Source organism: Croceibacterium salegens, from assembly GCF_009827435.1.
GTDB lineage: Bacteria > Pseudomonadota > Alphaproteobacteria > Sphingomonadales > Sphingomonadaceae > Croceibacterium_B > Croceibacterium_B salegens.
The window spans coordinates 108,952-133,526 of sequence record NZ_WTYM01000030.1 but is presented as its reverse complement, the minus strand read 5'-3'; the positions used below and the strand labels follow the sequence as shown (position 1 = coordinate 133,526).

Sequence of the window (24,575 nt, the reverse complement as noted above, 5' to 3'; positions counted from 1 at the left end):
GCTCATGCCAAAATACTGGCCGACTTTGCTGGCCTTGCTGGTCGGTTTCGCCGCGCTCGTGCTGGGCTTTCACACCCATATCGGCGGCGAGGATCACTTGCACGCCGCCTCGCGTTTCACCGCCAGGGTCGGCTTTCCCTTCCTGATTATCGCCTATTCCGCCTCGTCGCTCGCCCGGCTGTGGCCGAACGACCTTACCAAGGCGCTGCTGCGCAACCGCAAGTGGTGGGGGCTAGGGTTCGCCACGACGCATACCGTGCACCTGTTCGCCCTGGTCCATGTGCTCGCGGCACAGGCCGAACCGGTGAACTACCTCGTGCTCTCGCCGGCGATCTTTGCCTACGTCCTGCTCTACGCGATGGCGCTGACCTCGTGGAAATGGGCTTACAAGGCACTCGGGAAGTGGTGGAAGCGGCTGCACACCTTCGGCATCCACTACCTGTGGCTGATCTATGCCGCAGCCTACGTCCTGAGGATCCAGGATCCGGGCCAGAGGGCAATCGCCATACCGTTCGCCCTGACCGCCTTCGGAGCGCTCGGCTTGCGGATCGCTGCCTGGCGCAAGGGCAAGGCAAGACGAGCATAACAAAGGCTGGAAAGGGTGAATCAGATGGGACGCACCATTGCCATAGCTACCCTAGTCGTGGGCACGCTCGACATCCTGTCGGCATTTCTCTGGACGGTGCTTACGGGAGGAAACCCCGCCAATGTGCTGCCCGGTGTCGCCAGCGGCCCGTTCGGCGGTGCCATCACCGAAAGCACGCTTGCCGCACCTATCGGCCTGCTGGTGCACTTCGCGATCATGTTGGCGATGGTGGCGGTCTATGTCGTGGTTGCCCAACGCGTGCCCCTGCTCAAGCGCCAATGGGTCGTCGCAGGTCTTCTCTACGGCCTGATCCTATGGGGCGTGATGTACGGGATCGTTCTGCCCCTGCGCTTTGGCTCGCCTTTTCCGGCAGAAGGATGGGCGCTTGTTCGCCAGCTAATCTCGCATTGCCTGCTTGTTGGCCTGCCGCTGGCGTGGATCGCGAGACGAGAGCCCGTTTCCGCAGCTTGAGTCAGGCTCGATCATTCTGTGGATGACGTGGCGGAAAGAACGAACCGGTTACTTCCGGAACGACAGATTTGACCGTAGCCGTGCTCCGTTGGCGCATTGCCACAGGGGGAAAAGCTATATGCGAAAATTGGGGGTCGTGCTCGGCCTTGCTGCAGCATTCGTCGCCGCACCGCTATCGGCGCAAATGTATGAGAAGATCTCGATCGTAAACAGCACCGGATATACGATAGAGGAAATCTCTATTGCCCCGTCCTCATCGAACAGTTGGGAGGAAGATGTCCTCGACGATGAGGTACTCGACGATGGAGAAGAATTCCGTGTCGACTTCCGGCGGGCCGAGAACACCTGCGACTGGGATCTAAAGGTCGTTTACGACGATGGCGAGGAAGCTACGTGGGACAGCCTGGATATGTGCGAGAACTGGCACTTCGAGCTCTTCTACAATGCCAAGACCGGCGACACGCACCTGACCTCGTCTCATTAAGGGTGATGCGGCAGGCATAAATCGATAAGGGACATTCTCATGCACGACCATGCGTCTGTCCCTTATTCGCTACCCGAAATTACCGATACCGAAAGCGTGGCTCGCGCGGAGAAGATGCGCGACAAGCTTCAGCAGAGACGGAGCTGTCGCTATTTTTCCAACCAGCCCGTACCGCAAGAAGTGCTCGAAGCAGCCATTGCCGCCGCCGGCAGCGCGCCGAGCGGCGCAAACCACCAACCCTGGCATTTCGCCGTGGTCGGTTCGGCGGTCAAGAAGCGAGCGATCCGCGAAGCGGCGGAAGCGGAAGAGCGTCGTTTCTATGGCGTCGATTGCGAACGAGCGAAAGCGGGTGACGAGTGGTTGGCCGCGCTCGGCCCGCTCGGTACCGATGAGAACAAGCCGTTCCTCGAAACCGCACCGTGGCTGATAGTCTGCTTCGCCCAGCGCAAGGGCGGCATTGCCGAGGATGGCGAGGCGCAGAACTACTATGTCACCGAGAGCGTCGGCATCGCCTGCGGCATGCTGCTGGCGACGCTTCATGAAGCAGGTCTTGCCACGCTCACCCACACGCCAAGTCCGATGGGCTTCCTGCGCGAGATCTGCGGCCGTCCGGAGCACGAGAAGCCGCTGATGATCGTTGTCGTGGGACACCCTGCGCCGGACGCGACGGTGCCCGATCATGCGCTCGACAAGAAGCCGATCGAGCGCATAGCCAGCTGGCTTTGAACGGCGCGGAATGTTCGTTCGCAGAATAAGCTAGAGCTTATCGTATTACTCGGATAATACACCTGCCGGATTCCGCGTCCCACGAGGCGCACAAGGGGCAACCATCGTATGGCAACGACATCGCCTGACCGTATCCTGACACTCGACGTGATCCGCGGCATCGCCGTGATGGGCATCTTCTCGGTCAACGTCGTCGGCATGGCGATGATCGAAAGCGCCTATTTCTACCCGCCGGACTACGGTTTCGATCACGGCTACGACAAGCTGATGTGGGCGCTCAATTCGGTGTTCGTGGATGGGCGTTGGCGGTCGCTGTTCTCTATCCTGTTCGGCGCATCGACGATCCTGGTGATCGAGCGCGGCGTCGCTGCAGGCAAGAAGGGATGGCAGGTCCACTTCCCGCGCATGATCGTGCTACTCGCGTTCGGCCTCCTCCACTTCTACTTCCTGTGGTGGGGCGACATTCTGGCCAACTACGCAATGGTCGGGATGATCGCTTACGTCTTCTGGCGGCTCGACAAGAAGTGGCTTCTGCTCGCCTCGCTGGCCGTGCTGGCGTTCATCAACGTCGGGCAACTCGTCGAGGCCATACCGCAACTGCAGATGGTCGAAAGAGTTCAGGCCGGCGGTGGTACGCAGGAAGAGCAGGAGAAGGTCGAGAAGCTCCTCGCCCCGGATCCCGACCTGGCCAAGCAGATCGCGCAGGACAAGGCGGACCATGCCTCGATCCCGGCCCGGTTCGAGGCCTCGACCAAAGAGAAGTCGCGCTTGGAGCCGTTCGAGGGCGTTATCGGATACGGCATCGAGACGCTCGGACTGATGCTGCTCGGCATGGCGGCCTACAAGTCAGGCTTCCTCACCGGCGGATGGAGCAGGCGCAGCTACTGGATCGTCGTAGCGGCGTGCCTCGTCCCCGACCTGGCGCTGCATGCCTACGGGGCCATCACTTCGGTCAACGCCGATTTCGATCCGGTGACCTATTTTCCGTGGACGCGAATGTACGTGAACCCGTTACACCCGGTGGGTGCGATGGGATATGCCGCATTGATTATCCTTCTGCTCGGTCATCGCAGCGCAATTTCAGACCGGTTGGCCGCGGTCGGCCGGGCCGCCTTCACCAACTACCTCAGTTCGACGATCATTGGCACGCTGGTGTTCTACGGCACGTTCGGCGGGCTCTACGGCCAGCTGTCGCGCGGACAGGCGTGGTTGCTGGTCCCGGTCGTATGGACGATTATGCTGCTCTGGTCGAAGTGGTGGCTCGACCGCTACCGTTACGGACCGTTCGAATGGGTCTGGCGCAGCCTCTCTCGGTGGGAAGTGCAGCCGATGCGCAAGCGGGTGCCGGTCGCGGCCTAGCCGGCAACCCAATCGCTTTCGGGGATATCGAGCAGCCTGAGGATCGCGGTCAGGTCGCCGCGGTCGATCCAGCCATTCGCGGCGGCGCGCGCCTTGGGCTTGGCGCGGAAGGCGACGCCGTAGGTCGCGGACTGCAGCATCGGGATGTCGTTGGCCCCGTCGCCGGTGGCGAGCGTCACCACGTCGTGCCCGAATTGCGCCGCCTCGTCCTCAAGCACCCGCTGCTTGACCGAAGAGTCGGTGATTGGCCCGACCAGCCCGCCGGTCATCCGGCCCCCATCGATTTCGAGCCGGTTGCCGACCACGCGCTCGAAACCGAGCCAGTCGGCCACAGGATCAGCGAACTGGTGGAAGCCGCCGGTGACCAGCACCGTGCGGCAGCCGCGGCTCTTCAGCGTTTCGACCAGCGTCCTCGCGCCGGGCATCGGCTCGATCCGCGTGTCGAGGCATTCGAGGATCGCGGTTTCGGGCAAGTCGCGCAGCAGCATGACCCGCTCGCGCAGGGCGGCCTCGAAGTCGAGCTCGCCCTGCATCGCCCGTTCGGTGATTGCCGCGATCTGCGGCTTGAGGTCGGCGAAGTCGGCCAGCTCGTCGATGCACTCCTGCCCGATCATGGTCGAATCCATGTCAGAGACGAAGAGGTGCGGCATCGCGAAGGCACGTTCGACAACGATGGCGTCGGACGGAGCGAAGTATTCGTCGATAATCCTGCGCAACACCGCAGGATCGCCGCCGGGGAGCAGCAGTTCGAGTGTGTCGCCGCAGAAATCGAGCATCTGCGCCGCGGCCAGTTGCAGGCCCTCGCCCTCTAGCGCCGTGGTCGCAGCGTCGAGGCGTGTTTCCAGTCCGGCTGGGTCTGCTATCAGGCGCGCGATGAGCAAAGGGGATGTCTCCAAGAAACCGGTCGCGCTCATTGCAGGGCCGACGGCGAGCGGCAAGAGCGATCTGGCGGTCGAGCTTGCGCTGGCGCTGGATCGACCCGCAGTCGTGATCAACGCCGACAGCGCGCAAGTCTATCGCGATCTCAGGGTCCTCAGCGCCCGCCCATCCGAGGAAGAGATGCGTGGCATCCCGCACCGGCTGTTTGGCGCATGGGATGGAACTGAACCCTGCTCGGCGGCCGACTGGGCAGCGCGGGCAAAGCGCGAGATCGAGGATGCGCATCTTGCCGGGCAAGTGCCGATCCTCGTCGGCGGGACCGGGCTTTACATACGCACCCTGCTCGACGGCATTGCGCCGGTGCCCGAAATCGCCCCGGAGGTGCGTGCCGCGACCCGCGCCCTGCCCGTCGCCGAAGCCTATGCCGCCCTCGCCATCGAAGACTGCGAGCGCGCCGCAGTGCTCAAGCCGGCCGACACGACCCGCGTTGCCCGCGCGCTCGAAGTCGTGCGCTCGACCGGTAAACCCCTGGCTTACTGGCAGCAGCAGCGTCTCGGCGGGATCGGCGATGGTATCGACCTGCACCCGCTGCTCCTGCTGCCGCCACGCGAGTGGCTCTACGAGCGCTGCGACAGGCGCTTTGCTCTGATGCTGGAAAGAGGCGCAGAAGAGGAAGTCGAGGCGCTGCTTGAACGCGCCCTGCCTGCCGCAAGCCCCGTCATGCGCGCCATCGGCGTCCCGGAGATCGCGGGAATGGTGCGCGGAGAGTGGTCGAAGGACGAAGCCATGGCCATGGGACAGCAGGCGACACGAAACTACGCAAAGCGGCAATACACCTGGTTCAGGAGGCAACCCCCGCAAGATTGGCCACGATGTGAAACCGAAAAATGCTCTATCGAGGAGTATTTTGAAAGATTATTTGCATTTTAACGGTTGACATGACATTTAATGACCTCTAGCCGCACTCCCAACCACGGTTAACCCCCGTGCAAAGAATTGGAGAGGAGCGGCCCGGCGCGAGAAAATCGTGCCGGGCCGATCGTTTCCGGGCCGGCAGCGGTCGTAAGCAGTAAAAGGAATGCCAGTCGTGTCCGAAGAACGCAGCGGCGCTGCGATACTTGTCGAATGCCTCGTGCGGCAGGGTGTCGAATTCGTTTTCGGCTATCCCGGCGGCGCGGTGCTGCCGATCTATGACGAACTGTTCGGCGATCACCGGATCCGCCACATCCTCGTCCGCCACGAAGCCGGAGCGGCGCATGCAGCAGAAGGCTACGCCCGTTCGACCGGAAAGCCCGGCGTGGTCCTCGTCACCAGTGGACCGGGCGCGACCAACGCCATCACCGGCATCGCCGATGCCTTCATGGATTCGATTCCGCTTGTGGTCATCACCGGCCAGGTCGCAACCAACCTGATCGGCACCGACGCCTTCCAGGAAGCCGACACCGTCGGTCTGACGCGCCACTGCACCAAGCACAACTACCTCGTGAAGGACCCGGCGGAACTAGCCGCGACCATCGACGAGGCGTTCGAAATTGCCACCACGGGCCGCCCCGGCCCGGTCGTTGTGGACATTCCCAAGAACGTGCAGGTGGCGACCGCTGCCCTGCCCGCCGGCCCGATACAGCGGCCCCGGCGCTACACACCGAACACCGTCGGCACGATCGACGAAATCGCCGAGGCGATCGAACTGATCGCCAACGCCAAGGCTCCTGTTTTCTACACCGGCGGCGGCGTGATCAACTCCGGTCCCCATGCCAGCGAGGCACTGCGCAAGCTGCAGACTTTGACCGGCGCACCGCTGACCTCGACGCTGATGGGCCTCGGCGCCTTTCCGTCGGACCATCCCGACTGGCTCGGCATGCTCGGCATGCATGGCACTTACGAGGCCAACCTGGCGATGAACCAGGCCGACCTCATTGTCGCCGTCGGCGCGCGTTTCGACGACCGGGTCACCGGCCGCCTCGACGCCTTCGCCCCCAATTCGACCAAGATTCACATCGACATCGACCGCAGCTCGATCAACAAGATCGTCCAGGCCGACCTGCCGATCGTCGGCGATTGCGGCGTGGTGCTCAAACAGCTGATCGAGGCATGGGGCAACCGCAAGCCATGCGACCTGACCGAGTGGAAGGCGCGCATCGCCGGATGGCGCGAGCGCGACAGCCTCGCCTATCCGCACCGCAAGGATGCGATCATGCCGCAGCTTGCGGTCGAACGCCTCTTCGCGCTGACCAATGATATGGACCCGATCATCACTACCGAGGTCGGCCAGCACCAAATGTGGGCAGCGCAGTACTTCGGCTTCGTAAAGCCGAACCGTTGGCTGACCAGCGGCGGGCTCGGCACCATGGGCTACGGCATGCCGGCGGCAATCGGCGCCCAGCTCGGCAATCCGGACAAGCTCGTCATCGACATCGCCGGTGAGGCCTCGATCCAGATGAACATCCAGGAAATGGGCACGGCCAGCCAGTTCCGCCTGCCGATCAAGGTATTCATCCTCAACAACGAGTACATGGGCATGGTCCGCCAGTGGCAGGAACTGACCTATGAGAGCCGCTACTCGAACAGCTATTCGGACAGCTTACCCGACTTCGTTGCGCTCGCCGAAGCCTATGGCTGGAAAGGTATCCGGATTACCGACGAAGCCGACCTCGACGCGTCGATCATGGCGATGATCGAGCACGACGGACCGGTGATGGTCGATTGCCAGGTGTCGAAGGAAGCCAATTGCTTCCCGATGATCCCGAGCGGCGCGGCACACACCGAAATGCTGCTCTATGGCGACATGGTCGAAGGCACGATGGACGACGAAGCGAAGGCGCTGGTGTGATGCCCTACCGAAAGAAGATCATGTTCAGCCGTGAATACTGCGAACTTCACGCTTGCTGTGACGTGCTGTCCAAACCGCACGAGCAGCGCCGGGAAATCGTTGCGAAGTGCCCCGCCCTGCGCCTGCATTCGGGCGCCGAGCCGCTGGTCGCCTCGCCCCGGCATTCCGCACGCGTCCCATACGCTCCAGGTGCCCACGCATGAAGATCCAGCAGACCTTTACCGAGCGGCACGTGCTCGCCGTTCTCGTCGATAACGAGGCAGGCATCCTCGCCAAGATCGCCGGTCTGTTCACCGCGCGCGGCTATAACATCGACAGCCTCACCGTGGCCGACATCACCGAGGACCACGCGACGAGCCGCATCACCATCGTCACCAACGGTCCGCCGCCGGTGATCGACCAGATCATCTCGCAGCTCGAGCGGCTGGTTCCGGTGCACAAGGTTACCGACCTGACCGAAGCCGGCCCGCACGTCGAACGCGAACTGGCGCTGGTCAAGGTGCGCGGCACTGGCGAGGCCCGGGTCGAAGCGCTGCGCATCGCCGACGTGTTCCGCGCCAGCGTGATCGACACGACGACCGAAAGCTTCGTGTTCGAATTGACCGGCGCGAGCGAGAAGATCGACAGCTTCATCTCGCTGATGCGCCAGCTGGGGCTGGTCGAGGTCGGCCGCAGCGGCATCGTCGGCATGATGCGGGGTGCCGAGGGGGCCTAGCCCCAACACAAGATTTTCTCGTCACCCTGAACCTGTTTCAGGACCCAATTTTCCGGTAGCGCGGCGCGTGTGGAGAAATGGATGCTGAACCGAGTTCAGCATGACGGTGTTTGAACGAAGGACGTACCATGAAAGTCTATTACGACGCCGACGCCGACCTGAATCTGGTCACTGATAAGAAGATCGCCGTGCTCGGCTACGGCAGCCAGGGCCACGCCCACGCGCAAAACCTGCGCGATTCCGGCGTGAAGGACGTCGCCATCGCGCTGCGCCCCGGTTCGGCCAGCGCAAGAAAGGCCGAAGCCGCCGGTTTCAAGGTGCTGAGCAACAAGGAAGCGGCCGGATGGGCCGACATCCTGATGATTCTCGCCCCCGACGAGCACCAGGCGGCGATCTGGGAGAACGACCTTAAGGGCAACATGAAGCCGGGCAGCGCGCTCGCCTTCGCCCACGGACTCAACATCCACTTCGGCCTGATCGAGCCGCCGGCCGATATCGACGTAATCATGATCGCGCCCAAGGGCCCGGGCCACACCGTGCGCAGCGAATACCTCAAGGGCGGCGGCGTGCCGTGCCTGATCGCGGTCCACCAGGATGCGACCGGCAACGCCCATGACGTCGCCCTCGCCTACGCCTCCGGCGTTGGCGGCGGCCGTTCGGGCATCATCGAAACTAACTTCCGCGAGGAATGCGAGACCGACCTGTTCGGCGAGCAGGCCGTGCTGTGCGGGGGCATCACCCACCTGATCCAGGCCGGGTTCGAGACTCTGGTCGAGGCCGGATACGCGCCGGAAATGGCCTATTTCGAGTGCCTCCATGAAACCAAGCTGATCGTCGACCTGCTCTATGAAGGCGGCATCGCCAACATGCGCTATTCAATCAGCAACACCGCCGAATACGGCGACATCACCACCGGCCCGCGGATCATCACCGACGAGACCAAGGCGGAAATGAAGCGCGTGCTGGCCGACATCCAGAGCGGCCGCTTCGTGAAGAATTTCGTGCTCGACAACCGCGCCGGCCAGCCCGAACTCAAGGCAAGCCGCAAGGCTGCCGCGGCGCATCCGATCGAGCAGGTCGGCAGCCGCCTCCGGGCGATGATGCCGTGGATCGGCAAGAACAAGCTGGTCGACCAGGAAAAGAACTGACCGCAACGAGATATCGCATCCCAACAGTCGGAACGGCGGGGGACCTTCGCGAGGTCGCCCGCCGTTTCGATTCCGCTACCTCGTTCGCGCCAACTGTGTCGCTTCGTTCTAGGTGGACAATGTCAAAAAGCACCGCCAGAATTGCGACCGAGTTTCTTTGGGAGAACATGACCATGCGCAAGCTGACTGCAACGATCCTGGCCGGCGCCGCCACGCTCGCCGCGTTTACAACCCTTCATGCCCAGAACGGCCCCCCCCAACTTCCTGGCCAAGCAGATGCCGCGCGCGTCGTTGCCGGGACTTATGCGCCCGATCCGGGCCACACGCTTGTCGGCTGGCGGGTCAATCACTTCGGTTTCAGCGACTACTTCGGAGCATTCGGAAACGCCACGGGATCGCTGACGATCGACCCGGCCAATCTCTCGGCCGCCAAGGTCGACGTCCTGGTTCCGATCGATTCGGTCTCGCTTGTAAGTTCCGGACTGCGCGATCACCTGCTGCGCGCCGGCAAGGACGGCGCCAAGCCCGACTTCTTCGGGCCCGACCAGCAGCCGGCGCATTTCGTTTCGACCAAGGTCGAATCCACCGGCGGGACGACCGCCAACATCACCGGGAACCTCACGCTTAACGGGGTGACAAAACCGATCGTCATCTCCGCCGAATTCGTCGGTGCGGGCGAGAATCCGTTCTCCAAAAAGAAGACCATCGGCTTTGAAGGCCGTGCGAGCTTCAAGCGTTCGGATTTCGGCCTGGGCTTCCTCGTCCCGATGGTGTCGGACGAGGTGCAACTCGACATCAGCGTTCCGTTCGAAATGTGATCCCGTACAGGCAAGGGGCGATGCAATCGCGCACCGCCCCTTGCCGCTGGATTTCTTAACCTCGATCGCCTATCTGCACCCGCATGAACCGCCGCGAGCTCCTTGCGCTGCTTCGACTTACGCGCCCTTAGGCGCGAACAACCGCCTGCGCCCACGTGGTGCAGCACCCGCCTAAGGGCCATTCATTCACCGATAGTCGAAATTGTCCGCGCCAAGCTTGCCGCGCGGCATTGATGCGATAAGGCAAATTCCGATGGCGATGCTGAGCAATCCCTCGGCCAAGTACCGGCCCTTCCCCCAGGTTCCGCTGCCCGACCGGCAGTGGCCCACCCGCACGATCACGACGCCGCCGCGCTGGCTCTCGACCGACCTGCGCGACGGCAACCAGGCAATCGTCGACCCGATGGACGCGGTGAAGAAGAACCGCTTCTTCGACCTGCTCGTCGAGGTCGGACTCAAGGAAATCGAGGTCGGATTCCCGAGCGCGGGCCAGACCGAGTTCGATTTCATCTCCAGCCTGGTGAAGTCCGGCCGAATTCCTGACGACGTGATCGTGCAGGTCCTCACGCAAAGCCGTGAGGACCTGATCCGTACCAGCTTCAAGAGCCTCGAAGGCGCGCGGGCGGCCATCGTCCACCTCTACAACGCGGTCAGCCCGGCATGGCGCGAGATCGTCTTCCGCATGACGCCTGACGAGGTGCGCGAAGTCGCGGTCCTCGGCGCCAAGGTCATGCGCGACGAAGCGGCGAGGCGACCGGAAACCGACTGGAACTTCCAGTACTCGCCCGAGACCTTCTCGACCGCCGAACTCGATTTCTCGATCTCGGTTTGCGAGGCCGTGATGGACGTCCTGCAGCCGACGTCAGAGAAACCGATCATCCTCAACCTGCCGGCAACAGTCGAGGCGGCGACACCCAATATCTACGCCGACCAAATCGAATACTTCTGTCGCAACCTGCCGAACCGCGAGAGCGCGGTGATCAGCCTGCACACCCACAACGACCGGGGCACCGGCGTCGCCGCGGCCGAACTCGGCCTGATGGCCGGGGCCGACCGCGTCGAGGGCTGCTTGTTCGGAAACGGTGAGCGCACAGGCAACTGCTGCCTCGTGACACTGGCGCTCAACATGTACACGCAGGGGATCGACCCCAACCTCGATTTCTCGGACATCGACCGGGTCATCGAGACGGTCGAGTACTGCAACCAGATCCCGGTCCACGAGCGCCATCCTTACGGCGGCGAACTGGTCTTCACGGCCTTTTCGGGCAGTCACCAGGACGCGATCAAGAAGGGCTTCGTGGCGCAGGAACAGCGCAACGACGAGTTGTGGCGCGTGCCCTACCTGCCGATCGATCCGGCCGACCTCGGGCGGACCTACGAGGCAGTCATTCGGGTCAATTCGCAGTCTGGCAAGGGCGGCTTCGCCTGGGTTCTCGAACAGGACCAGGGCCTGAAGCTGCCGAAGAAGCTGCAGGCCGACTTCTCGAAGCACGTCCAGCGCCTAGCCGACGAACTGGGCCGCGAGCTCAACGCCGCCGACATCTGGCAGGTCTTCCGCGAGACCTATTACGTCAAGGTCGACAAGCGCCGCTATCGCCTGATCGATTTCGAAGAGACGCGCGCCAGCGACGGCACACGCCTTTTTGCCGGGACGATTGACGTCGAAGGCAAGCCGCAGAGCGTTTCCGGCCGCGGAAAGGGCCTGATTTCGTCAGTGCTGACGACGCTCAAACAGACCTTCGGCCTTGAGCTCGAAGTGGTCGATTACGTCGAACACGCACTCGGCACGGGCACCGATGCGCGCGCCGCCACCTACCTCGAATGCCAGACACCTGACGGACGCACCGTCTGGGGTGTCGGCATCGACGAGGACGTGGCCGCAGCCAGCGTCCGGGCGATCATCAGCGCGGCCAACGGCGCCTAGACCGGTTCGAGCGGCAAGCGTTCGGGCGGGACGAACTCGATCATTATCGGGTCGCCCGTCCGGACCTCGCCACCCGATACGACCACGGCCATGATCCCGGCCTTGCGGACCAGCGAGCCGTCCGGGGCAGTATCGAGAGTCGCTGCCATAGCGCCCTTGCCGATGTTGTCGTCGATCTGGCGACACGGATTGCGCAGGCCGGTCACCTCGACGAGTGCCTCGTCGCCAAGCTGGAGCCGGGTGCCGCGTGACAGGTCCAGCAGGTCGATACCCTCGGTCGTCACGTTCTCACCCAGAGCGCCCGGAACGAGAGTGAATCCTACATCCGCAAGTTCAGAGAAAAGTTCGCTGTGGATCAGGTGGACCTGCCGCACGTTCAGCGTTTCGGGTGTCTTCGCCACGCGCGAAAGGTGCTGCACGGTGCGGCCGCCATGGGAATCGCCCGCAACGCCCAATCCGGCCACGAGCTCGATGCTATCGCAGGCCTGCTTGCCGAAGCGATGGGCCTCGTCGCGGGCCACGGCGATGATCCGGCCTGTCATGCCGCAACGCCATGTGCCAATGAAGCGCTTCTCTCAAGCTCGGAACAGCAGTGAACAGCGATGACTCTACCCGCCTGCCTTGAAAACCTGCGCATTCCGGTGATCGGCGCCCCGCTCTTCATCATCTCGCACCCGGCACTCGTCATCGCCCAATGTACGTCAGGCATAGTCGGCAGCTTTCCCTCGCTGAATGCCCGCCCGCTCGAGCAACTCGACGAGTGGCTGCACGAAATCACCGAAGCGCTCGCGGCGCATGACGCCGCGCATCCTGACCGCCCGTCCGCCCCGTTCGCTTGCAACCTCATCGTCAACCGGGCCAACCCGCGGCTGGAGGACGACGCAAAGCTCCTCGCCAAGTGGAAGCCTCAGGTCGTCATAACGTCGCTCGGTGCGCGTGAGGAGATCAACCAGCTAGTCCATTCCTGGGGCGGGATCGTGCTGCACGACATCATCCACGACCGCTTCGCCCACAAGGCAATCGAGAAGGGCGCCGACGGGTTGATCGCCGTGGCGGCCGGTGCCGGCGGCCATGCCGGGACGCTGTCGCCCTTCGCGCTCGTGCAGGAAATCCGCGAGTGGTTCGACGGGCCGCTGGTGCTGTCGGGCGCGATCGCCAACGGCAATTCGATCCTCGCAGCGCAGGCCATGGGGGCCGACCTCGCCTATATCGGCTCCGCCTTCATTGCTACCGAGGAGGCACGAGCCATCGATCCCTACAAGCAGGGGATCGTCGAGGGGCGGGCCAGCGACATCGTCTATTCGAGCTACTTCACCGGCGTGCACGGCAACTACTTGCGCGGTTCGATCGTCTCCGCCGGTTACGATCCTGACCACCTGCCCGAAGGCGACCCGAGCGCGATGGACTTCAGCAAGGTCGAGGGCGGCGCCAAGGCGTGGAAGGACATCTGGGGCGCGGGCCAGGGCATTGGCGCGGTCAAGTCGGTCGCGACAACCGCCGATCTGGTTGACCGGCTTGAGCGTGAATACCTGGCGGCAAGAATGCGCTTGCTCGGCCACGGCTGAGCGGAATCGTCAGGCGCCCTGGGTTTCGGATCCCCGCCACAGTTCTTCGACCATGGCATCGAGATCGGCAAAGTCCCGTCCAGCGCCCAGTGGATCGCGCCGCTTGAGCCGCAACTGGCGCCTCTCGACAAGGAGCCATCTGAGCAGCGCATGTTGCAGCAAGGTCAGGCGCATCAACGCCTCTTCGAGCGCCGCATCGGGTTCCCGCAACCGGACGCTCAACCAGGACGCCTCAATCTGCCCGACACGCTCCGCGTCTATATTACTGTAGTCGCTGTGCAGCCCGTGTACAGTGGCAATCCCGCACTCATAACACTATATTCATTCGACGGTCGAAACCGCTCCTTATGGCGGAAATCGTCGAATCCCCTTCGCTCGTGGCCAATCAAGTCGAGCATCGGCTCAAAGTACCGCCGCGAAAGCAATCGCAGCGGCAGGACGTGATCACGCTACATTTAGCCTTGTACGCCGATTCGCCGAGGCGACTGACGCGCTTGGACGGGATCCGCCTGCGCGCACCCTGCAAAATGCGAACAGCGCTTCACATGGCGCGATTCAATCGTGACTGACCTGCACGAACAAGCCATCTGCAAAAGGAATGAGAATCAGTGGCTCATCTGCGCTATCGACAAGGCTATCGTTTTCGACGATTCGGTCTTGCTCGATAAGGTAATTGAGCAACTACATTAAGCCAAGCCGCGTCGTCGCCCTAAAGTCTCAAGCAAAATTGAGCTCGATGCCAAATTCCTGGCCGGCAAAAGACGTCAACACTTCACTGAGCAATCCTAGGCTGACGCGACCGCGAACGAGGTCAGGTTCGTCTCGAAAACACCCCCCTGAAATCCAGTTGTTTACTTACTTGCGGAAAGTGGTTGGATCGCTCCTGCACCGCGTGGAATGATAGAGAATGGCTTCGACATCGCCGAGATCGGCACAAGCGGCATCAATCCCGGCCTATGTTCTGAGGATCGGCGGCATCCCTCCTACTCGCCATATGCGGATTGGGCCGGTTCGTGACTACTTCGCATATCTCGAATTTGCGTCCGTGTTCTCAATATATTTGCTCCGACGCGAAGGTCCGCTCGACGGCGGGCCGCTGAGCAGTCTGAAAAGGTCGAAAGTCAGCTTGTTGGACAGCAACTCAAGCCACCTAAGTTCCGGGGCCCGCGATGGACTGGGCTCGGGTTCGAAGCTGAGCTCGATGTCTTCGATCCAGAGGAGGTACGCGCGAACTACCTCCACCGACGACCGTTTACCTTCTGAAAAAAGGAGGGAAACCGCCGCCTGACTATCTGAAATCGAACCCGGCTTGCGTGTAATCGTCAATTCTCCCGTCCTGAGCCGATTTGTGACCGCAAACGTTGCGCAGGTCGAGTCGTAGAACACCCTAACTAATCCAAATCGGGGCTAATTCTTCGTTACCCTCCCTGTCCACAGCCCCTCGCCGCGGCCTTCCGCGCGCCTGCCAAGTGCTCTAGACGAGGCCCATGGCCACCAAACCCGCAGTCTTAGGCGTGGAGTCCTCGCTTTCCGGCAAGGCTTGGCATTGGCGCGCCGGGAACATGGAACTCGTAGGCGGAGACTCCGGTCAGCTCGACGGGATCGTCGACCAGCTCCTTCTCGGTCGCGGGGTCGCGCGGGACGAACTTGCCAAGCAGCGCAGCCCGGTCCTGCGCGAGTTCCTTCCCGATCCGGCGATCTTCAACGACATGGAGCTTGCCGCCGACCGGCTCGCACAAGCGGTACTCGCACAGGAAACCGTGACGATCTACGGCGATTACGACGTCGACGGCGCGACCAGTTCGGCCCTGTTGATCCGTCTGCTGCGCGATCTTGGCCTCGATGCCGGCTACTACATTCCCGATCGCCTGCTTGAAGGATACGGGCCGAGCGGCGAGGCTTTGGTCCGTCTCGGCGCCGAGGGTTCCAGCCTGATCGTCACGGTCGACTGCGGGGCGATGGCCTTCGAAGCGCTCGCCGCGGCGCGCGAGGCCGGTGTCGACGTGATCGTGGTCGACCACCACAAGTGCGCCGCCGACCACCCGGCGGCTATGGCGTTGGTCAACCCGAACCGTCTCGACGAGAGCGACGAGGCTGCCGGCTTCGGCCACCTCGCCGCGGTCGGCGTCGCCTTCCTGCTCGCGGTCTCGCTGGTCCGCACATTGCGCCAGCGCGGCTTCTTCGAGGAGCGCAAAGAACCCGACCTGTTCGCCCTGCTCGATCTCGTCGCGCTCGGCACCGTGGCGGACGTTGCCGCGATCCGCGGGCTCAACCGCGCTTTTGTCGCGCAGGGCCTCAAGATCATGGCGCATCGCCGCAACGTCGGCATGTCGGCGCTGATCGACGCGAGCCGCCTCAATCGGCCCCCGGCCTGCAGCGACTGCGGCTTCGCCCTGGGGCCGCGAATAAATGCCGGCGGCCGTGTCGGCGAATCGACCCTCGGCGTGCGGTTGCTGACGACGGAGGATCCAGACGAAGCCCGGGAAATTGCCGCGCAGCTATCGACGCTCAACGAGGAACGCCGGGCGATCGAGGCTGCGGTACAGGAAGCCGCCGAGCAGCAGCTCGACCGCCAGCACAACCGCTCGGTCGTGACGCTGGCCGGCAGGGGCTGGCATCCGGGGGTCATCGGCATCGTTGCCGGGCGGATCAAGGAGAAGGTCGGCAAGCCGGCGATCGTCATCGCACTCGATGAGGTGAGCGGACAGGGCAAGGGATCGGGCCGCTCGATCAGCGGCGTCGATCTCGGCGCGGCGATCATCGGCGCGAAGGACAAGGGACTACTGCTCGCCGGCGGCGGACACGCCATGGCCGCCGGGCTGACCGTCGAGGAAGCGCGGCTCGACGATTTCGCCGACTGGCTCGACGCCCAGCTGGCATCGGCGGTGGCGCGCGCCTCGGCCGAGCTGACCATGACGCTCGATCTCGCCGTCGCACCACGCGGACTGACGCCGGATCTGGTCGAGACCCTCCAACAGGCCGGACCGTTCGGGGTGGGCTGGCCGGCGCCGCGGATCGCCGTCGGACCGGTGCGCCTCGTACGCGCCGATATCGTCGGCACCAACCACCTGCGGCTGATCGCCGGCGGCGCAGATGGCGCCTCGTTCAAGGCCATCGCCTTCCGCGCCGCGGAGAGCGAAATGGGCCAGGCGCTGCTGCACGGTGCGCAGGGGCGCAAGCTGTGGCTCGCGGGGCGCGCGAAGATCGACGATTGGGGCAACCGGCCCCAGGCCGAACTGCACCTCGAGGATGCCGCCTGGGCCGACTGAACATTACCTGCCAGCAGCGGGCTTGACCGCACGCGCGACCGCCCCTAAGTGCGCCGCCACGCATCCGATGCGGCCCCTTCGTCTAGCGGTTAGGACGCGGCCCTTTCACGGCTGAAACACGGGTTCGATTCCCGTAGGGGTCACCATCGGTGACGTGCTTATCTGGCAAGGCCCCTTCGTCTAGCGGTCAGGACGCGGCCCTCTCACGGCTGAAACACGGGTTCGATTCCCGTAGGGGTCACCATTCATGACAGATATGTGACAGGTGGGCTGGCGCCCGCCCTTTGCCATGTCTAACGGTCCCCCGCGATGGACGAAACCCGCCGTTCGATTCCCTGGCCCGGGATTGGGCTGGCCTTGGCTGCGGGCGGCGTCCTGCTGTTCGAAGGCGTCGATGTCCTCCTGGCCTTGGGCGTGGTGATCGTCTGGGCCGGTTCGCTCCTGCTCCTCGTTCCCCCTCCGCAGCGCATTCCGGCTCCCGTCGGCGACATGCAGCTGACGCGCGACGGCATGCGCGAGCTGATCGAACATTCCGGAATTCCCTTCCTGCTGCTCGACGACAGCCGAATCGTCATCGCCAACGCCGAAGCGCGCGAGGTTCTCGGCCGGCACATCGTCGGACAGGACGCCCGAGTGGCCTTCCGCCATCCCGCGGCGGTCGACCTGCTTGGGCGCGCGCAAGGCGGCAGCGTGACTGTGCAGGGCCTGACCGGTCCGCGCAGTTCGTGGCAGATGACGCGGCAGCCGATCGACGGGCGTTACTGGCTGATCGAACTGATCAACCGCACCGGCGAAGCCGACATCAGCCGCGCCCACACCGATTTCGTCGCCAACGCCAGCCACGAGTTGCGCACTCCCCTCGCCTCGATCATCGGCTACATCGAGACGCTCGTCGAAGAGGGCGAGAACGCCGACAAGGACATGGCGGCAAAGTTCCACGGCACCGTGCTGCGCGAGGCCAAGCGATTGCAGGGCCTCGTCGACGATCTTATGTCGCTCTCGCGGGTCGAGGCGGAAAAGCATGACCAGCCACGCTCAAAGATCGACCTTCCTATCCTTGTCGAACGTGCAGCGCGCGACGGTGCTGGCCTTGATCGGCTTGAGCGAGTGAAGATTCACCTGCCCGAAGAGCACCTGATCGTGCGCGGCGACAGCGAACAGCTCGAACAGGTGGTCCGCAACCTCGTCGACAACGCCCTCAAGTACGGCGATCCCGAAGGAACGGTCGACGTCACGCTCGAGAAATCGGAACGCGGCATGGCCTCGTTGCAGGTGCGCGACCATGGCGAGGGCATCGCGCCCGAGCACCTGCCGCACCTGACCCGCCGTTTCTACCGCACCGACCCGGGCCGCAGCCGCGCAGCAGGCGGCACCGGACTGGGGCTAGCAATCGTCAAGCATATCGTGGAAAGGCACCGCGGCCGCCTCGACATTGCCAGCAAGCAGGGACAGGGCACCACGGTGACCGTTCGCATGCCGATGGTCGGCGAAGGCTTGGGAGAGCAGACATGAAACCGTCACGCGACGGGTTCAGGAATGATCGGATATCTTCTGGACATTCCCGTCCCGCTTCTGCTTCGGCTTCGGCCATGATGATGAAGGATCCTGCATAGCATGTCGGGGGCCACCCTCCTTTTGGTCGGGTTGGGCCTGGCGTTGGCCGGGTGGCTTGCCGCGCGTGCCCGCGCGTGGAGCCTCAAGAGTGCGTCGCCGAACACCCGGTTGCGCGCCTTGCCCAGCTACTACGGGTGGTACGTCGCCCTGTGGGTGGCGATCCCCGTGCTCCTGTTCATCGCGGTATGGAGCGCCGTCGCGCCGAACCTCGTGCTGCAGTCGGTGCTGGCCCATCCCGCGGCAGCCCAGCTCCCCGAGTTCGGAATGCAGCGCCAGACGATCCTGGCCGAGGCGCGCTCGGTCGCGACCGGAGCCTCGCATACGGTCTTCAATCGCGGCGCCGCAGACCTCGTCGAGCCGTTCCGCGAGGCTATCGGCAAATACCGCCTGATCGGCATCGGCAGCACGCTGGCGATCGGCCTGCTGTTCGGCGGCCTCGCCTTCCTGCGGGTCCGGCCCGATTTTGCCGCGCGGACAAAGGTCGAGCGCATCATCATGGGCGTGCTCCTGCTTGCCTCGCTGGTGGCGATCCTTACGACGCTCGGCATCTTCATCAGCCTGGTGTTCGAGACATTCCGATTCTTCGGGATGGTTTCGCCGATTGATTTCCTGTTCGGCACCCACTGGGGCCCCGATCCCATGGCCAATGCGGCCAACCCGGATCCCTCGCGCTACGGCGCCATCCCGTTGTTCTGGGGGACGATCTACATTGGCGCGATCATCGCCATGATCGTCGCCATCCCGCTCGGATTGATGAGCGCGATTTACCTGACGCAATACGCCGACCCGCGCTGGCGCAGCTGGCTCAAACCGGCGCTCGAGATCCTCGCCGGTGTCCCGACCGTGGTCTACGGCTATTTCGCCGCGCTCGCCGTGGCCCCCGCGATCCGAGATGCGGCGCAGGCCATCGGCATCCAGAACGCCTCGAGCGAGAGCGCGTTGGCGGCGGGCCTCGTGATGGGCGTGATGATCATTCCCTTCGTCTCCTCGATGGCGGACGATTCGATTGCCGCAGTTCCGCAGGCCATGCGCGACGGCAGCCTGGCCATGGGCGCGACGACCAACGAAACGATCCGCCGCGTGCTCGTCCCCGCGGCCCTGCCCGGCATAGTCGCGGGCGTGATGCTGGCGATCAGCCGCGCCATTGGCGAAACGATGATCGTGGTCATGGCAGCAGGTGCGGCGGCGAACCTCACGGCAAACCCGCTCGAGGCGATGACAACAGTTACGTTCCAGATCGTCGCCATGCTGACCGGCGAAGGCAGTTTCGACCACCCTGCAACGCTGAGCGCCTTCGCGCTCGGGTTCGTCCTGTTTCTCGTCACCCTCGGCCTCAACTTCTTCGCCCTGCGCGTCGTGAAACGGTTCCGCGAAGCCTATGAGTGATCATATCGCCCCGACCCGCACGAGCGCGTTCGAAGCGCGGTTGCGCAAGCGCTACGCCGCCGAGAAGCGCTTCAAGCTGCTCGGCCTCTCGTCGATCCTGTTCTCGATCGCGGTGCTGGTGTTCCTGCTTGTAACCATGACGATGAACGGCATCGGCGGCTTCCAGCGCACCGAAATGGCCGTGAAGATCGACTTCCGCCAGGCCGCGCTAAGCATCGATCCGAACCTCAGGACCGAGCCGCAAAAGATCCGCGCGCTCGAAACGCAAGGCCTGCCCGCGGTCATCGAATTCTACGGCGAGCGCTCGCTCGGCGCGGACGGCTTCGCCGAACTGAACAACGATGCCTGGCGCAATGCCGCTACGCAGATCATCGCCGATCCCTCGTTGCTCGATACGGATTCCGTGCTGTGGCTGCCGGCAAGCGACGACCTTTCCAACGCCTATGCCGGCGATGGCCAGGCGGCGCTGCAACCGCTGGCCAGGAAGCTCGCCGCCGAGGGTAAGCTGGACGACCGCTTCGATCCCGGCTTCCTCGCCCGCTCGGATGCCACCGACCCGCAGCAGGTCGGCATCTGGGGCGCGCTCAAGGGCTCGATCCTGACGATGATCGTGACCCTGCTGCTGGCCTTCCCGGTCGGCGTGCTGTCGGCGCTCTACCTTGAAGAATACGCGCCGAAGAACCGCTGGACCGACCTGATCGAAGTCTCGATCAACAACCTCGCCGCGGTTCCCTCGATCATCTTCGGCCTGCTCGGTCTCGCGGTGTTCCTAGGCCTGTTTCCCTACATGCGCTCCGCCCCGCTGATCGGCGGCCTGACGCTGGCGCTGATGACCATGCCGGTGATCGTCATCGCCGGGCGCAACGCCATCAAGTCGGTGCCGCCGAGCATCCGCGACGGCGCGCTGGCGATCGGAGCGAGCCCGGTGCAGGTGGTGTTCCACCACGTCCTGCCGCTCGCCCTGCCCGGCATCCTGACCGGCACCATCATCGGCATGGCCCGCGCGCTGGGCGAGACTGCTCCGCTGCTGATGATCGGCATGCGCGCCTTCGTCGCCACGCCACCCGACGGCTTCACCGATCCGGCGACCGTGCTGCCGGTGCAAATATTCCTGTGGTCCGACGAGATCGACCGCGGCTTCGTCGAGCGCACCAGCGCGGCGATCATCGTCCTCCTGCTGTTCCTGCTGGTCATGAACGGCCTCGCAATCTACCTGCGCAACCGCTTCGAGAAGAAATGGTGACCACCGAGACAGCCAACCCCGCCGCCAAGATGCGCACTCGCGACGTGTCGATCTATTACGGGTCGAAGCTGGCGATCGATTCGGTTTCGATCGACATCCAGACCGATTTCGTCACCGCGTTCATCGGCCCTTCTGGCTGCGGCAAGTCGACCTTCCTGCGTTCGCTCAACCGCATGAACGACACGATCCCGTCGGCGCGGGTCGAGGGAACGATCGAACTCGACGGTGAGGACATCTACGCTTCGGGCATGGACGTCGTGCAGTTGCGCGCCCGCGTCGGGATGGTTTTCCAGAAGCCGAATCCCTTCCCGAAAACGATCTTCGAGAACATCGCCTACGGCCCGCGCATCCACGGATTGGCCGAAGGTAAGGCCGAACTCGACGCAATTGTGGAAAAGTCGCTCCGTCGTGCAGGCCTCTGGGAGGAGGTGAAGGACCGCCTCGACGATTCCGGCACGGCACTGTCCGGAGGGCAGCAGCAGCGCCTGTGCATCGCCCGTGCAATCGCCGTCGATCCCGAGGTTATCCTCATGGATGAGCCATGTTCGGCGCTCGATCCGATCGCTACCGCGAAGATCGAGGAACTGATCCACGAGTTGCGCGGCCGCTACGCAATCGTCATCGTGACCCACTCGATGCAGCAGGCAGCGCGTGTTTCGCAGCGCACCGCCTTCTTCCACCTCGGCAAGATGGTGGAGTATGGGGATACTTCGCAGATCTTCACCACTCCGCGTGAGGAACGCACCAAGGATTACATCACAGGCAGGTACGGCTGATGGTCGTGGAACACACGGTAAAGGCATTCGACGAGGACATTACCCGGCTGCGCGGCCTGATCGCGGAGATGGGCGGCCTTGCCGAAGTCGCGATCCAGGAAGCGATGCAGGCGCTGGTTACCGGCGACGAAGAGCTGGCGGCCGCGGTAGTCAAACGCGACAAGAAGCTCGACAAGCTCGAAAGCGAAGTCGACGAACTCGCCGTCCGCGTCATCGCCCTGCGTGCGCCGATGGCCGACGACCTGCGTGAGATCATCGCCGCGCTGAAGATCGCCGGCGTCGTCGAACGCATCGGCGATTATGCCAAGAACATCGCCAAGCGCGTCGGCCGGATCGAAGGGCGTCACCGCTTCGAACCGCTGACGCTGCTCCCGGCGATGGGCGAAGTGGCCGCCGAGATGGTCCACGACGTGCTGACCTCCTTCGCCGCGCGTGACCCGGTCATGGCGCGCGAAGTCATTCGGACCGACGACAAAGTCGATGCATTTTATGACAGCATCTTCCGCAACCTCGTCAGCCACATGGTCGAAAACCCGGCGACAATCAGCAGCGCAGCGCAATTGCTGTTCATCGCGCGCAACATAGAGCGGATCGGCGATCACGCGACCAACGTCGCCGAAATGGTCCACTACGCGGCCACCGGGCAGTATCCGCCGGACGAACATGACGGCCGCGACTGATTTCGCTGGCAAAGCGCAGCCGAACTGTCACGCGGCTGTCATAAATTTGTTGTCTTAGGCGGCATGCCCCAGCCAAAACTCCTGCTTGTCGAGGATGACAGTTCGCTAGCCGAGCTGCTCGAATACCGCTTCGAAAAGGAAGGCTACAACGTCCGCACCACCTCAGATGGTGACGAGGCGCTGATGATGGCCGAGGAGGACAGCCCCGACCTCGTAATCCTCGACTGGATGATCGAGGGCACCAGCGGCATCGAAGTCTGCCGGAGGCTCCGCCGCAGCAAGGCGACGTCCGGGGTTCCGATCATCATGCTGACCGCGCGCGAGGCCGAGGACGACCGCATCCGCGGGCTCGAAACCGGCGCCGACGATTACATGACCAAGCCGTTCAGCCCGCGCGAACTCATCGCCCGCGTCTCCGCCGTGCTGCGCCGCGTGCGCCCGGCGCTGGCCGGCGAAGCGATCGAACAGGGCGACCTGCGGCTCGACCCGGCGGCGCACCGCGTTGCGCGCAGCGGGCAAGAACTGAAGCTTGGTCCGACCGAATACCGCCTGCTCGCCTTCTTCATGGAGCACCCGCGCCACGTCTTCTCGCGCCACCAGCTGCTCGATGCGGTCTGGGGCACCGGCAGCGAGATCGAGGAACGCACGGTCGACGTCCACATCCGCCGCCTTCGCAAGGCGATCGAAGTGCCGGGGAGCAGGGATCCGATCCGGACCGTCCGCTCGGCCGGATACTCCTTCGACCCGGCCTGATCAGTTGTCGACCGGGCCGGCGCCCACGCCATGGTGAGTGGCGCGTTCGAGTTCCGGCGTCGGTTGGCTCTCCTTTAGGAAACGCGTGCCGATGGCCGCAACTAGCATGATCGGGCCTATCGTGAAGAAGATCAGTTGCGGATCGATTGCGCTGGTCGTGGCAACGATCCATGCGCCGATCGGACGGCCGAAGTTGGCAAGCGCCATGTAGATCGTGAACTGCGTCGCGGCGACTGCCGGCGTACAGATCTGCATTGCAACCGGGATCATCGCGATGGCGACAAAGATGCTGAACATGTCGATGCCCCAGACCAGCGCGTAGAGCACGACCGGGTCGGTCCAGTAGTTCACGGCTGCCCCTGCGCCGAGGACAAGGATCGACGTCAGCAGGTACATCGTTGTGAGAACCCGAAGCTTGCCAATTTTTGCCGTAAGCCAGCCACCCAGGAAGAAACCGACAGCGCCGGAAACCGATGCGCTGAAAAAGGTGATGTTGGTGTATTGCGAAGTCGTGAGACCAACGTACTGCGTTGCCAGCACCGGGTCGAAGACATCGTAAATGCCCGCCGGAATGTTGCGCACCAGCAAGAACGGCACGATGATTACGCTTGCCGGCGCCATCATCGCCTTGAAGCTCTGCTTGAGGAGTGGCCACGAGGCGTCGATCTTGATGTCGAGGTTACGCTGGTGCGATGTGCCCGCCGACCACGGCAAGCGCCTTTCGCCAGGCCGCTCGCGGAGAGTTATTGCAAAAGCAACACCGAACATCAGGAACACGGCCGCCACCATGAACGTGACGCCGGTGCCGAAGTGCTGCAGCAGGTATCCTCCGGCAACTGTCGCGAGGGCAATTCCCGCAGCTTGCGAACCGAACATGAAACCGCCGGCCTTGGCCTGTTCTTCCTCGGTCATGATGTCGACGACAAGGCTGTCTATCGCTACGTCCTGGAACGTCGTCGCCATGCTGACCACGAAGGCGATCACCGACAAGAGGAATACGTCGGAACCGGAAGGCGCAGCGAATGCAGCGTAGAGCAGCGTCAGCGCCATCGTCGCTTGCGAACAGATGATCCAGATTCGACGACGTCCCATCGGCAGGAACGTCCAGCGATCCATGAGAAATCCGTTGACCAGCTTGAGCGTCCACGGGAGGGAGAAAGCGCTGACCACCGTGGCAATCTCGGTAGTCCCTGCGCCCTGGCTGGCCATGTAGGCCGGGACCGCCGTGTAGAAGAGCCCCATAGGGATCCCTTCGAAGATGTAGAACACGACGACCGTCGCGAGCCTCAGGAACGGGTTTTCCGTCAGCGGGCGGAAGAAGCCCGTATCAGCAGCGGTCGCCATTCATG

At 63.6% G+C, this 24,575-nt stretch carries 23 protein-coding genes and 2 tRNA genes; 21 read left to right on the top strand and 4 right to left on the bottom strand.

Going from position 1 to position 24,575, the window contains the following annotated elements:
• The first annotated feature begins 4 nt into the window (after positions 1 to 4).
• The 5 genes from GRI89_RS04340 (at position 5) to GRI89_RS04320 (ending at position 3,626) form a co-directional block, all read left to right on the top strand.
• The gene (locus GRI89_RS04340) at positions 5 to 586 is read left to right on the top strand and encodes a hypothetical protein (protein WP_159792557.1); all 582 of its coding nucleotides are present in this window, start codon (positions 5 to 7) and stop codon (positions 584 to 586) included.
• A 57-nt stretch (positions 587 to 643) separates the two neighbouring features.
• A complete protein-coding gene (locus GRI89_RS04335; protein WP_328598080.1) occupies positions 644 to 1,057 on the top strand; it encodes a hypothetical protein in 414 nt (137 codons plus the stop codon).
• A 118-nt stretch (positions 1,058 to 1,175) separates the two neighbouring features.
• Entirely contained in the window at positions 1,176 to 1,541 is a 366-nt protein-coding gene (locus GRI89_RS04330) for a hypothetical protein (protein WP_159792553.1), read from the top strand.
• A 39-nt stretch (positions 1,542 to 1,580) separates the two neighbouring features.
• Positions 1,581 to 2,267, top strand: coding sequence for a nitroreductase family protein (locus GRI89_RS04325; protein ID WP_159792551.1), 687 nt, complete (start codon positions 1,581 to 1,583; stop codon positions 2,265 to 2,267).
• Positions 2,268 to 2,375: 108 nt separating this feature from the next.
• The gene (locus tag GRI89_RS04320) at positions 2,376 to 3,626 is read left to right on the top strand and encodes a DUF418 domain-containing protein (RefSeq protein WP_159792549.1); all 1,251 of its coding nucleotides are present in this window, start codon (positions 2,376 to 2,378) and stop codon (positions 3,624 to 3,626) included.
• On the opposite strand, the gene serB is transcribed toward GRI89_RS04320, so the two are convergent.
• Positions 3,623 to 4,507, bottom strand: a complete 885-nt coding sequence (serB, locus tag GRI89_RS04315; protein WP_159792823.1) for a phosphoserine phosphatase SerB — start codon at positions 4,505 to 4,507, stop codon at positions 3,623 to 3,625. The genes GRI89_RS04320 and serB overlap by 4 nt on opposite strands.
• On the opposite strand from serB, the gene miaA reads away from it, so the two are divergent.
• The 6 genes from miaA to leuA all read left to right on the top strand — a co-directional run bounded on the left by miaA (position 4,500) and on the right by leuA (position 11,940).
• The gene (miaA, locus tag GRI89_RS04310) at positions 4,500 to 5,435 is read left to right on the top strand and encodes a tRNA (adenosine(37)-N6)-dimethylallyltransferase MiaA (protein ID WP_159792547.1); all 936 of its coding nucleotides are present in this window, start codon (positions 4,500 to 4,502) and stop codon (positions 5,433 to 5,435) included. The two genes, serB and miaA, sit on opposite strands and share 8 nt — an antisense overlap.
• 157 nt (positions 5,436 to 5,592) lie before the next feature.
• Entirely contained in the window at positions 5,593 to 7,335 is a 1,743-nt protein-coding gene (ilvB, locus tag GRI89_RS04305) for a biosynthetic-type acetolactate synthase large subunit (protein WP_328598079.1), read from the top strand.
• A gap of 199 nt (positions 7,336 to 7,534) precedes the next feature.
• Positions 7,535 to 8,050: an acetolactate synthase small subunit gene (gene ilvN, locus GRI89_RS04300; protein WP_159792543.1), complete on the top strand. Its 516-nt coding sequence runs from the start codon at positions 7,535 to 7,537 to the stop codon at positions 8,048 to 8,050.
• A 128-nt stretch (positions 8,051 to 8,178) separates the two neighbouring features.
• The gene (gene ilvC, locus GRI89_RS04295) at positions 8,179 to 9,198 is read left to right on the top strand and encodes a ketol-acid reductoisomerase (protein ID WP_159792541.1); all 1,020 of its coding nucleotides are present in this window, start codon (positions 8,179 to 8,181) and stop codon (positions 9,196 to 9,198) included.
• Positions 9,199 to 9,317: 119 nt separating this feature from the next.
• Positions 9,318 to 10,016, top strand: coding sequence for a YceI family protein (locus GRI89_RS04290; protein WP_235912781.1), 699 nt, complete (start codon positions 9,318 to 9,320; stop codon positions 10,014 to 10,016).
• Between the two features lie 253 nt (positions 10,017 to 10,269).
• The gene (leuA, locus tag GRI89_RS04285) at positions 10,270 to 11,940 is read left to right on the top strand and encodes a 2-isopropylmalate synthase (protein WP_159792539.1); all 1,671 of its coding nucleotides are present in this window, start codon (positions 10,270 to 10,272) and stop codon (positions 11,938 to 11,940) included.
• Here the strand turns inward: leuA and GRI89_RS04280 are convergent.
• Positions 11,937 to 12,482: an MOSC domain-containing protein gene (locus GRI89_RS04280; RefSeq protein WP_159792537.1), complete on the bottom strand. Its 546-nt coding sequence runs from the start codon at positions 12,480 to 12,482 to the stop codon at positions 11,937 to 11,939. The genes leuA and GRI89_RS04280 overlap by 4 nt on opposite strands.
• A gap of 60 nt (positions 12,483 to 12,542) precedes the next feature.
• On the opposite strand from GRI89_RS04280, the gene GRI89_RS04275 reads away from it, so the two are divergent.
• Positions 12,543 to 13,505, top strand: coding sequence for an NAD(P)H-dependent flavin oxidoreductase (locus tag GRI89_RS04275; RefSeq protein WP_159792535.1), 963 nt, complete (start codon positions 12,543 to 12,545; stop codon positions 13,503 to 13,505).
• Between the two features lie 9 nt (positions 13,506 to 13,514).
• Here GRI89_RS04275 and GRI89_RS04270 read toward each other — a convergent pair whose 3' ends face one another.
• Positions 13,515 to 13,727 carry a hypothetical protein gene (locus GRI89_RS04270; RefSeq protein ID WP_159792533.1) on the bottom strand — a complete coding sequence of 71 codons (213 nt, stop codon included), beginning with the start codon at positions 13,725 to 13,727 and terminating at the stop codon, positions 13,515 to 13,517.
• Positions 13,728 to 15,067: 1,340 nt separating this feature from the next.
• On the opposite strand from GRI89_RS04270, the gene recJ reads away from it, so the two are divergent.
• The 9 genes from recJ (at position 15,068) to phoB (ending at position 23,226) form a co-directional block, all read left to right on the top strand.
• Positions 15,068 to 16,774 (top strand): single-stranded-DNA-specific exonuclease RecJ, encoded by a 1,707-nt coding sequence (recJ, locus tag GRI89_RS04265; RefSeq protein WP_407924964.1) that lies wholly within the window; start codon positions 15,068 to 15,070, stop codon positions 16,772 to 16,774.
• A gap of 71 nt (positions 16,775 to 16,845) precedes the next feature.
• Positions 16,846 to 16,920, top strand: a tRNA-Glu gene (locus tag GRI89_RS04260).
• 23 nt (positions 16,921 to 16,943) lie between these two features.
• A tRNA-Glu gene (locus GRI89_RS04255) sits at positions 16,944 to 17,018 on the top strand.
• 65 nt (positions 17,019 to 17,083) lie between these two features.
• Entirely contained in the window at positions 17,084 to 18,286 is a 1,203-nt protein-coding gene (locus GRI89_RS04250) for a sensor histidine kinase (RefSeq protein WP_159792529.1), read from the top strand.
• Positions 18,287 to 18,388: 102 nt separating this feature from the next.
• Positions 18,389 to 19,774, top strand: a complete 1,386-nt coding sequence (gene pstC, locus GRI89_RS04245) for a phosphate ABC transporter permease subunit PstC (RefSeq protein ID WP_159792527.1) — start codon at positions 18,389 to 18,391, stop codon at positions 19,772 to 19,774.
• Positions 19,767 to 21,017, top strand: coding sequence for a phosphate ABC transporter permease PstA (pstA, locus tag GRI89_RS04240; protein WP_159792525.1), 1,251 nt, complete (start codon positions 19,767 to 19,769; stop codon positions 21,015 to 21,017). Before pstC ends, pstA begins: the two co-directional genes overlap by 8 nt.
• Positions 21,018 to 21,046: 29 nt before the next feature.
• Positions 21,047 to 21,793 (top strand): phosphate ABC transporter ATP-binding protein PstB, encoded by a 747-nt coding sequence (gene pstB / locus GRI89_RS04235; RefSeq protein ID WP_407924966.1) that lies wholly within the window; start codon positions 21,047 to 21,049, stop codon positions 21,791 to 21,793.
• A complete protein-coding gene (phoU, locus tag GRI89_RS04230; RefSeq protein ID WP_159792521.1) occupies positions 21,793 to 22,473 on the top strand; it encodes a phosphate signaling complex protein PhoU in 681 nt (226 codons plus the stop codon). Before pstB ends, phoU begins: the two co-directional genes overlap by 1 nt.
• Positions 22,474 to 22,536: 63 nt before the next feature.
• Complete coding sequence (phoB, locus tag GRI89_RS04225; RefSeq protein WP_159792519.1) at positions 22,537 to 23,226, top strand: phosphate regulon transcriptional regulator PhoB; 690 nt, start codon at positions 22,537 to 22,539, stop codon at positions 23,224 to 23,226.
• Here phoB and GRI89_RS04220 read toward each other — a convergent pair whose 3' ends face one another.
• A complete protein-coding gene (locus tag GRI89_RS04220; RefSeq protein WP_159792517.1) occupies positions 23,227 to 24,570 on the bottom strand; it encodes an MFS transporter in 1,344 nt (447 codons plus the stop codon).
• Between the last annotated feature and the right edge of the window lie 5 nt (positions 24,571 to 24,575).

Excerpts from the sequence above, each read along its gene's own strand:
- GRI89_RS04340 (WP_159792557.1), top strand. The coding sequence starts at position 5 with ATGCCAAAATACTGGCCGACTTTGCTGGCCTTGCTGGTCGGTTTCGCC.
- GRI89_RS04330 (WP_159792553.1), top strand. The coding sequence starts at position 1,176 with ATGCGAAAATTGGGGGTCGTGCTCGGCCTTGCTGCAGCATTCGTCGCC.
- GRI89_RS04325 (WP_159792551.1), top strand. The coding sequence starts at position 1,581 with ATGCACGACCATGCGTCTGTCCCTTATTCGCTACCCGAAATTACCGAT.
- GRI89_RS04320 (WP_159792549.1), top strand. The coding sequence starts at position 2,376 with ATGGCAACGACATCGCCTGACCGTATCCTGACACTCGACGTGATCCGC.
- miaA (WP_159792547.1), top strand. The coding sequence starts at position 4,500 with ATGAGCAAAGGGGATGTCTCCAAGAAACCGGTCGCGCTCATTGCAGGG.
- ilvN (WP_159792543.1), top strand. The coding sequence starts at position 7,535 with ATGAAGATCCAGCAGACCTTTACCGAGCGGCACGTGCTCGCCGTTCTC.
- ilvC (WP_159792541.1), top strand. The coding sequence starts at position 8,179 with ATGAAAGTCTATTACGACGCCGACGCCGACCTGAATCTGGTCACTGAT.
- GRI89_RS04290 (WP_235912781.1), top strand. The coding sequence starts at position 9,318 with ATGTCAAAAAGCACCGCCAGAATTGCGACCGAGTTTCTTTGGGAGAAC.
- leuA (WP_159792539.1), top strand. The coding sequence starts at position 10,270 with ATGGCGATGCTGAGCAATCCCTCGGCCAAGTACCGGCCCTTCCCCCAG.
- GRI89_RS04280 (WP_159792537.1), bottom strand. The coding sequence starts at position 12,482 with ATGACAGGCCGGATCATCGCCGTGGCCCGCGACGAGGCCCATCGCTTC.
- GRI89_RS04275 (WP_159792535.1), top strand. The coding sequence starts at position 12,543 with ATGACTCTACCCGCCTGCCTTGAAAACCTGCGCATTCCGGTGATCGGC.
- recJ (WP_407924964.1), top strand. The coding sequence starts at position 15,068 with ATGGAACTCGTAGGCGGAGACTCCGGTCAGCTCGACGGGATCGTCGAC.
- GRI89_RS04250 (WP_159792529.1), top strand. The coding sequence starts at position 17,084 with ATGGACGAAACCCGCCGTTCGATTCCCTGGCCCGGGATTGGGCTGGCC.
- pstC (WP_159792527.1), top strand. The coding sequence starts at position 18,389 with ATGTCGGGGGCCACCCTCCTTTTGGTCGGGTTGGGCCTGGCGTTGGCC.
- pstA (WP_159792525.1), top strand. The coding sequence starts at position 19,767 with ATGAGTGATCATATCGCCCCGACCCGCACGAGCGCGTTCGAAGCGCGG.
- pstB (WP_407924966.1), top strand. The coding sequence starts at position 21,047 with ATGCGCACTCGCGACGTGTCGATCTATTACGGGTCGAAGCTGGCGATC.
- phoU (WP_159792521.1), top strand. The coding sequence starts at position 21,793 with ATGGTCGTGGAACACACGGTAAAGGCATTCGACGAGGACATTACCCGG.
- phoB (WP_159792519.1), top strand. The coding sequence starts at position 22,537 with ATGCCCCAGCCAAAACTCCTGCTTGTCGAGGATGACAGTTCGCTAGCC.
- GRI89_RS04220 (WP_159792517.1), bottom strand. The coding sequence starts at position 24,570 with ATGGCGACCGCTGCTGATACGGGCTTCTTCCGCCCGCTGACGGAAAAC.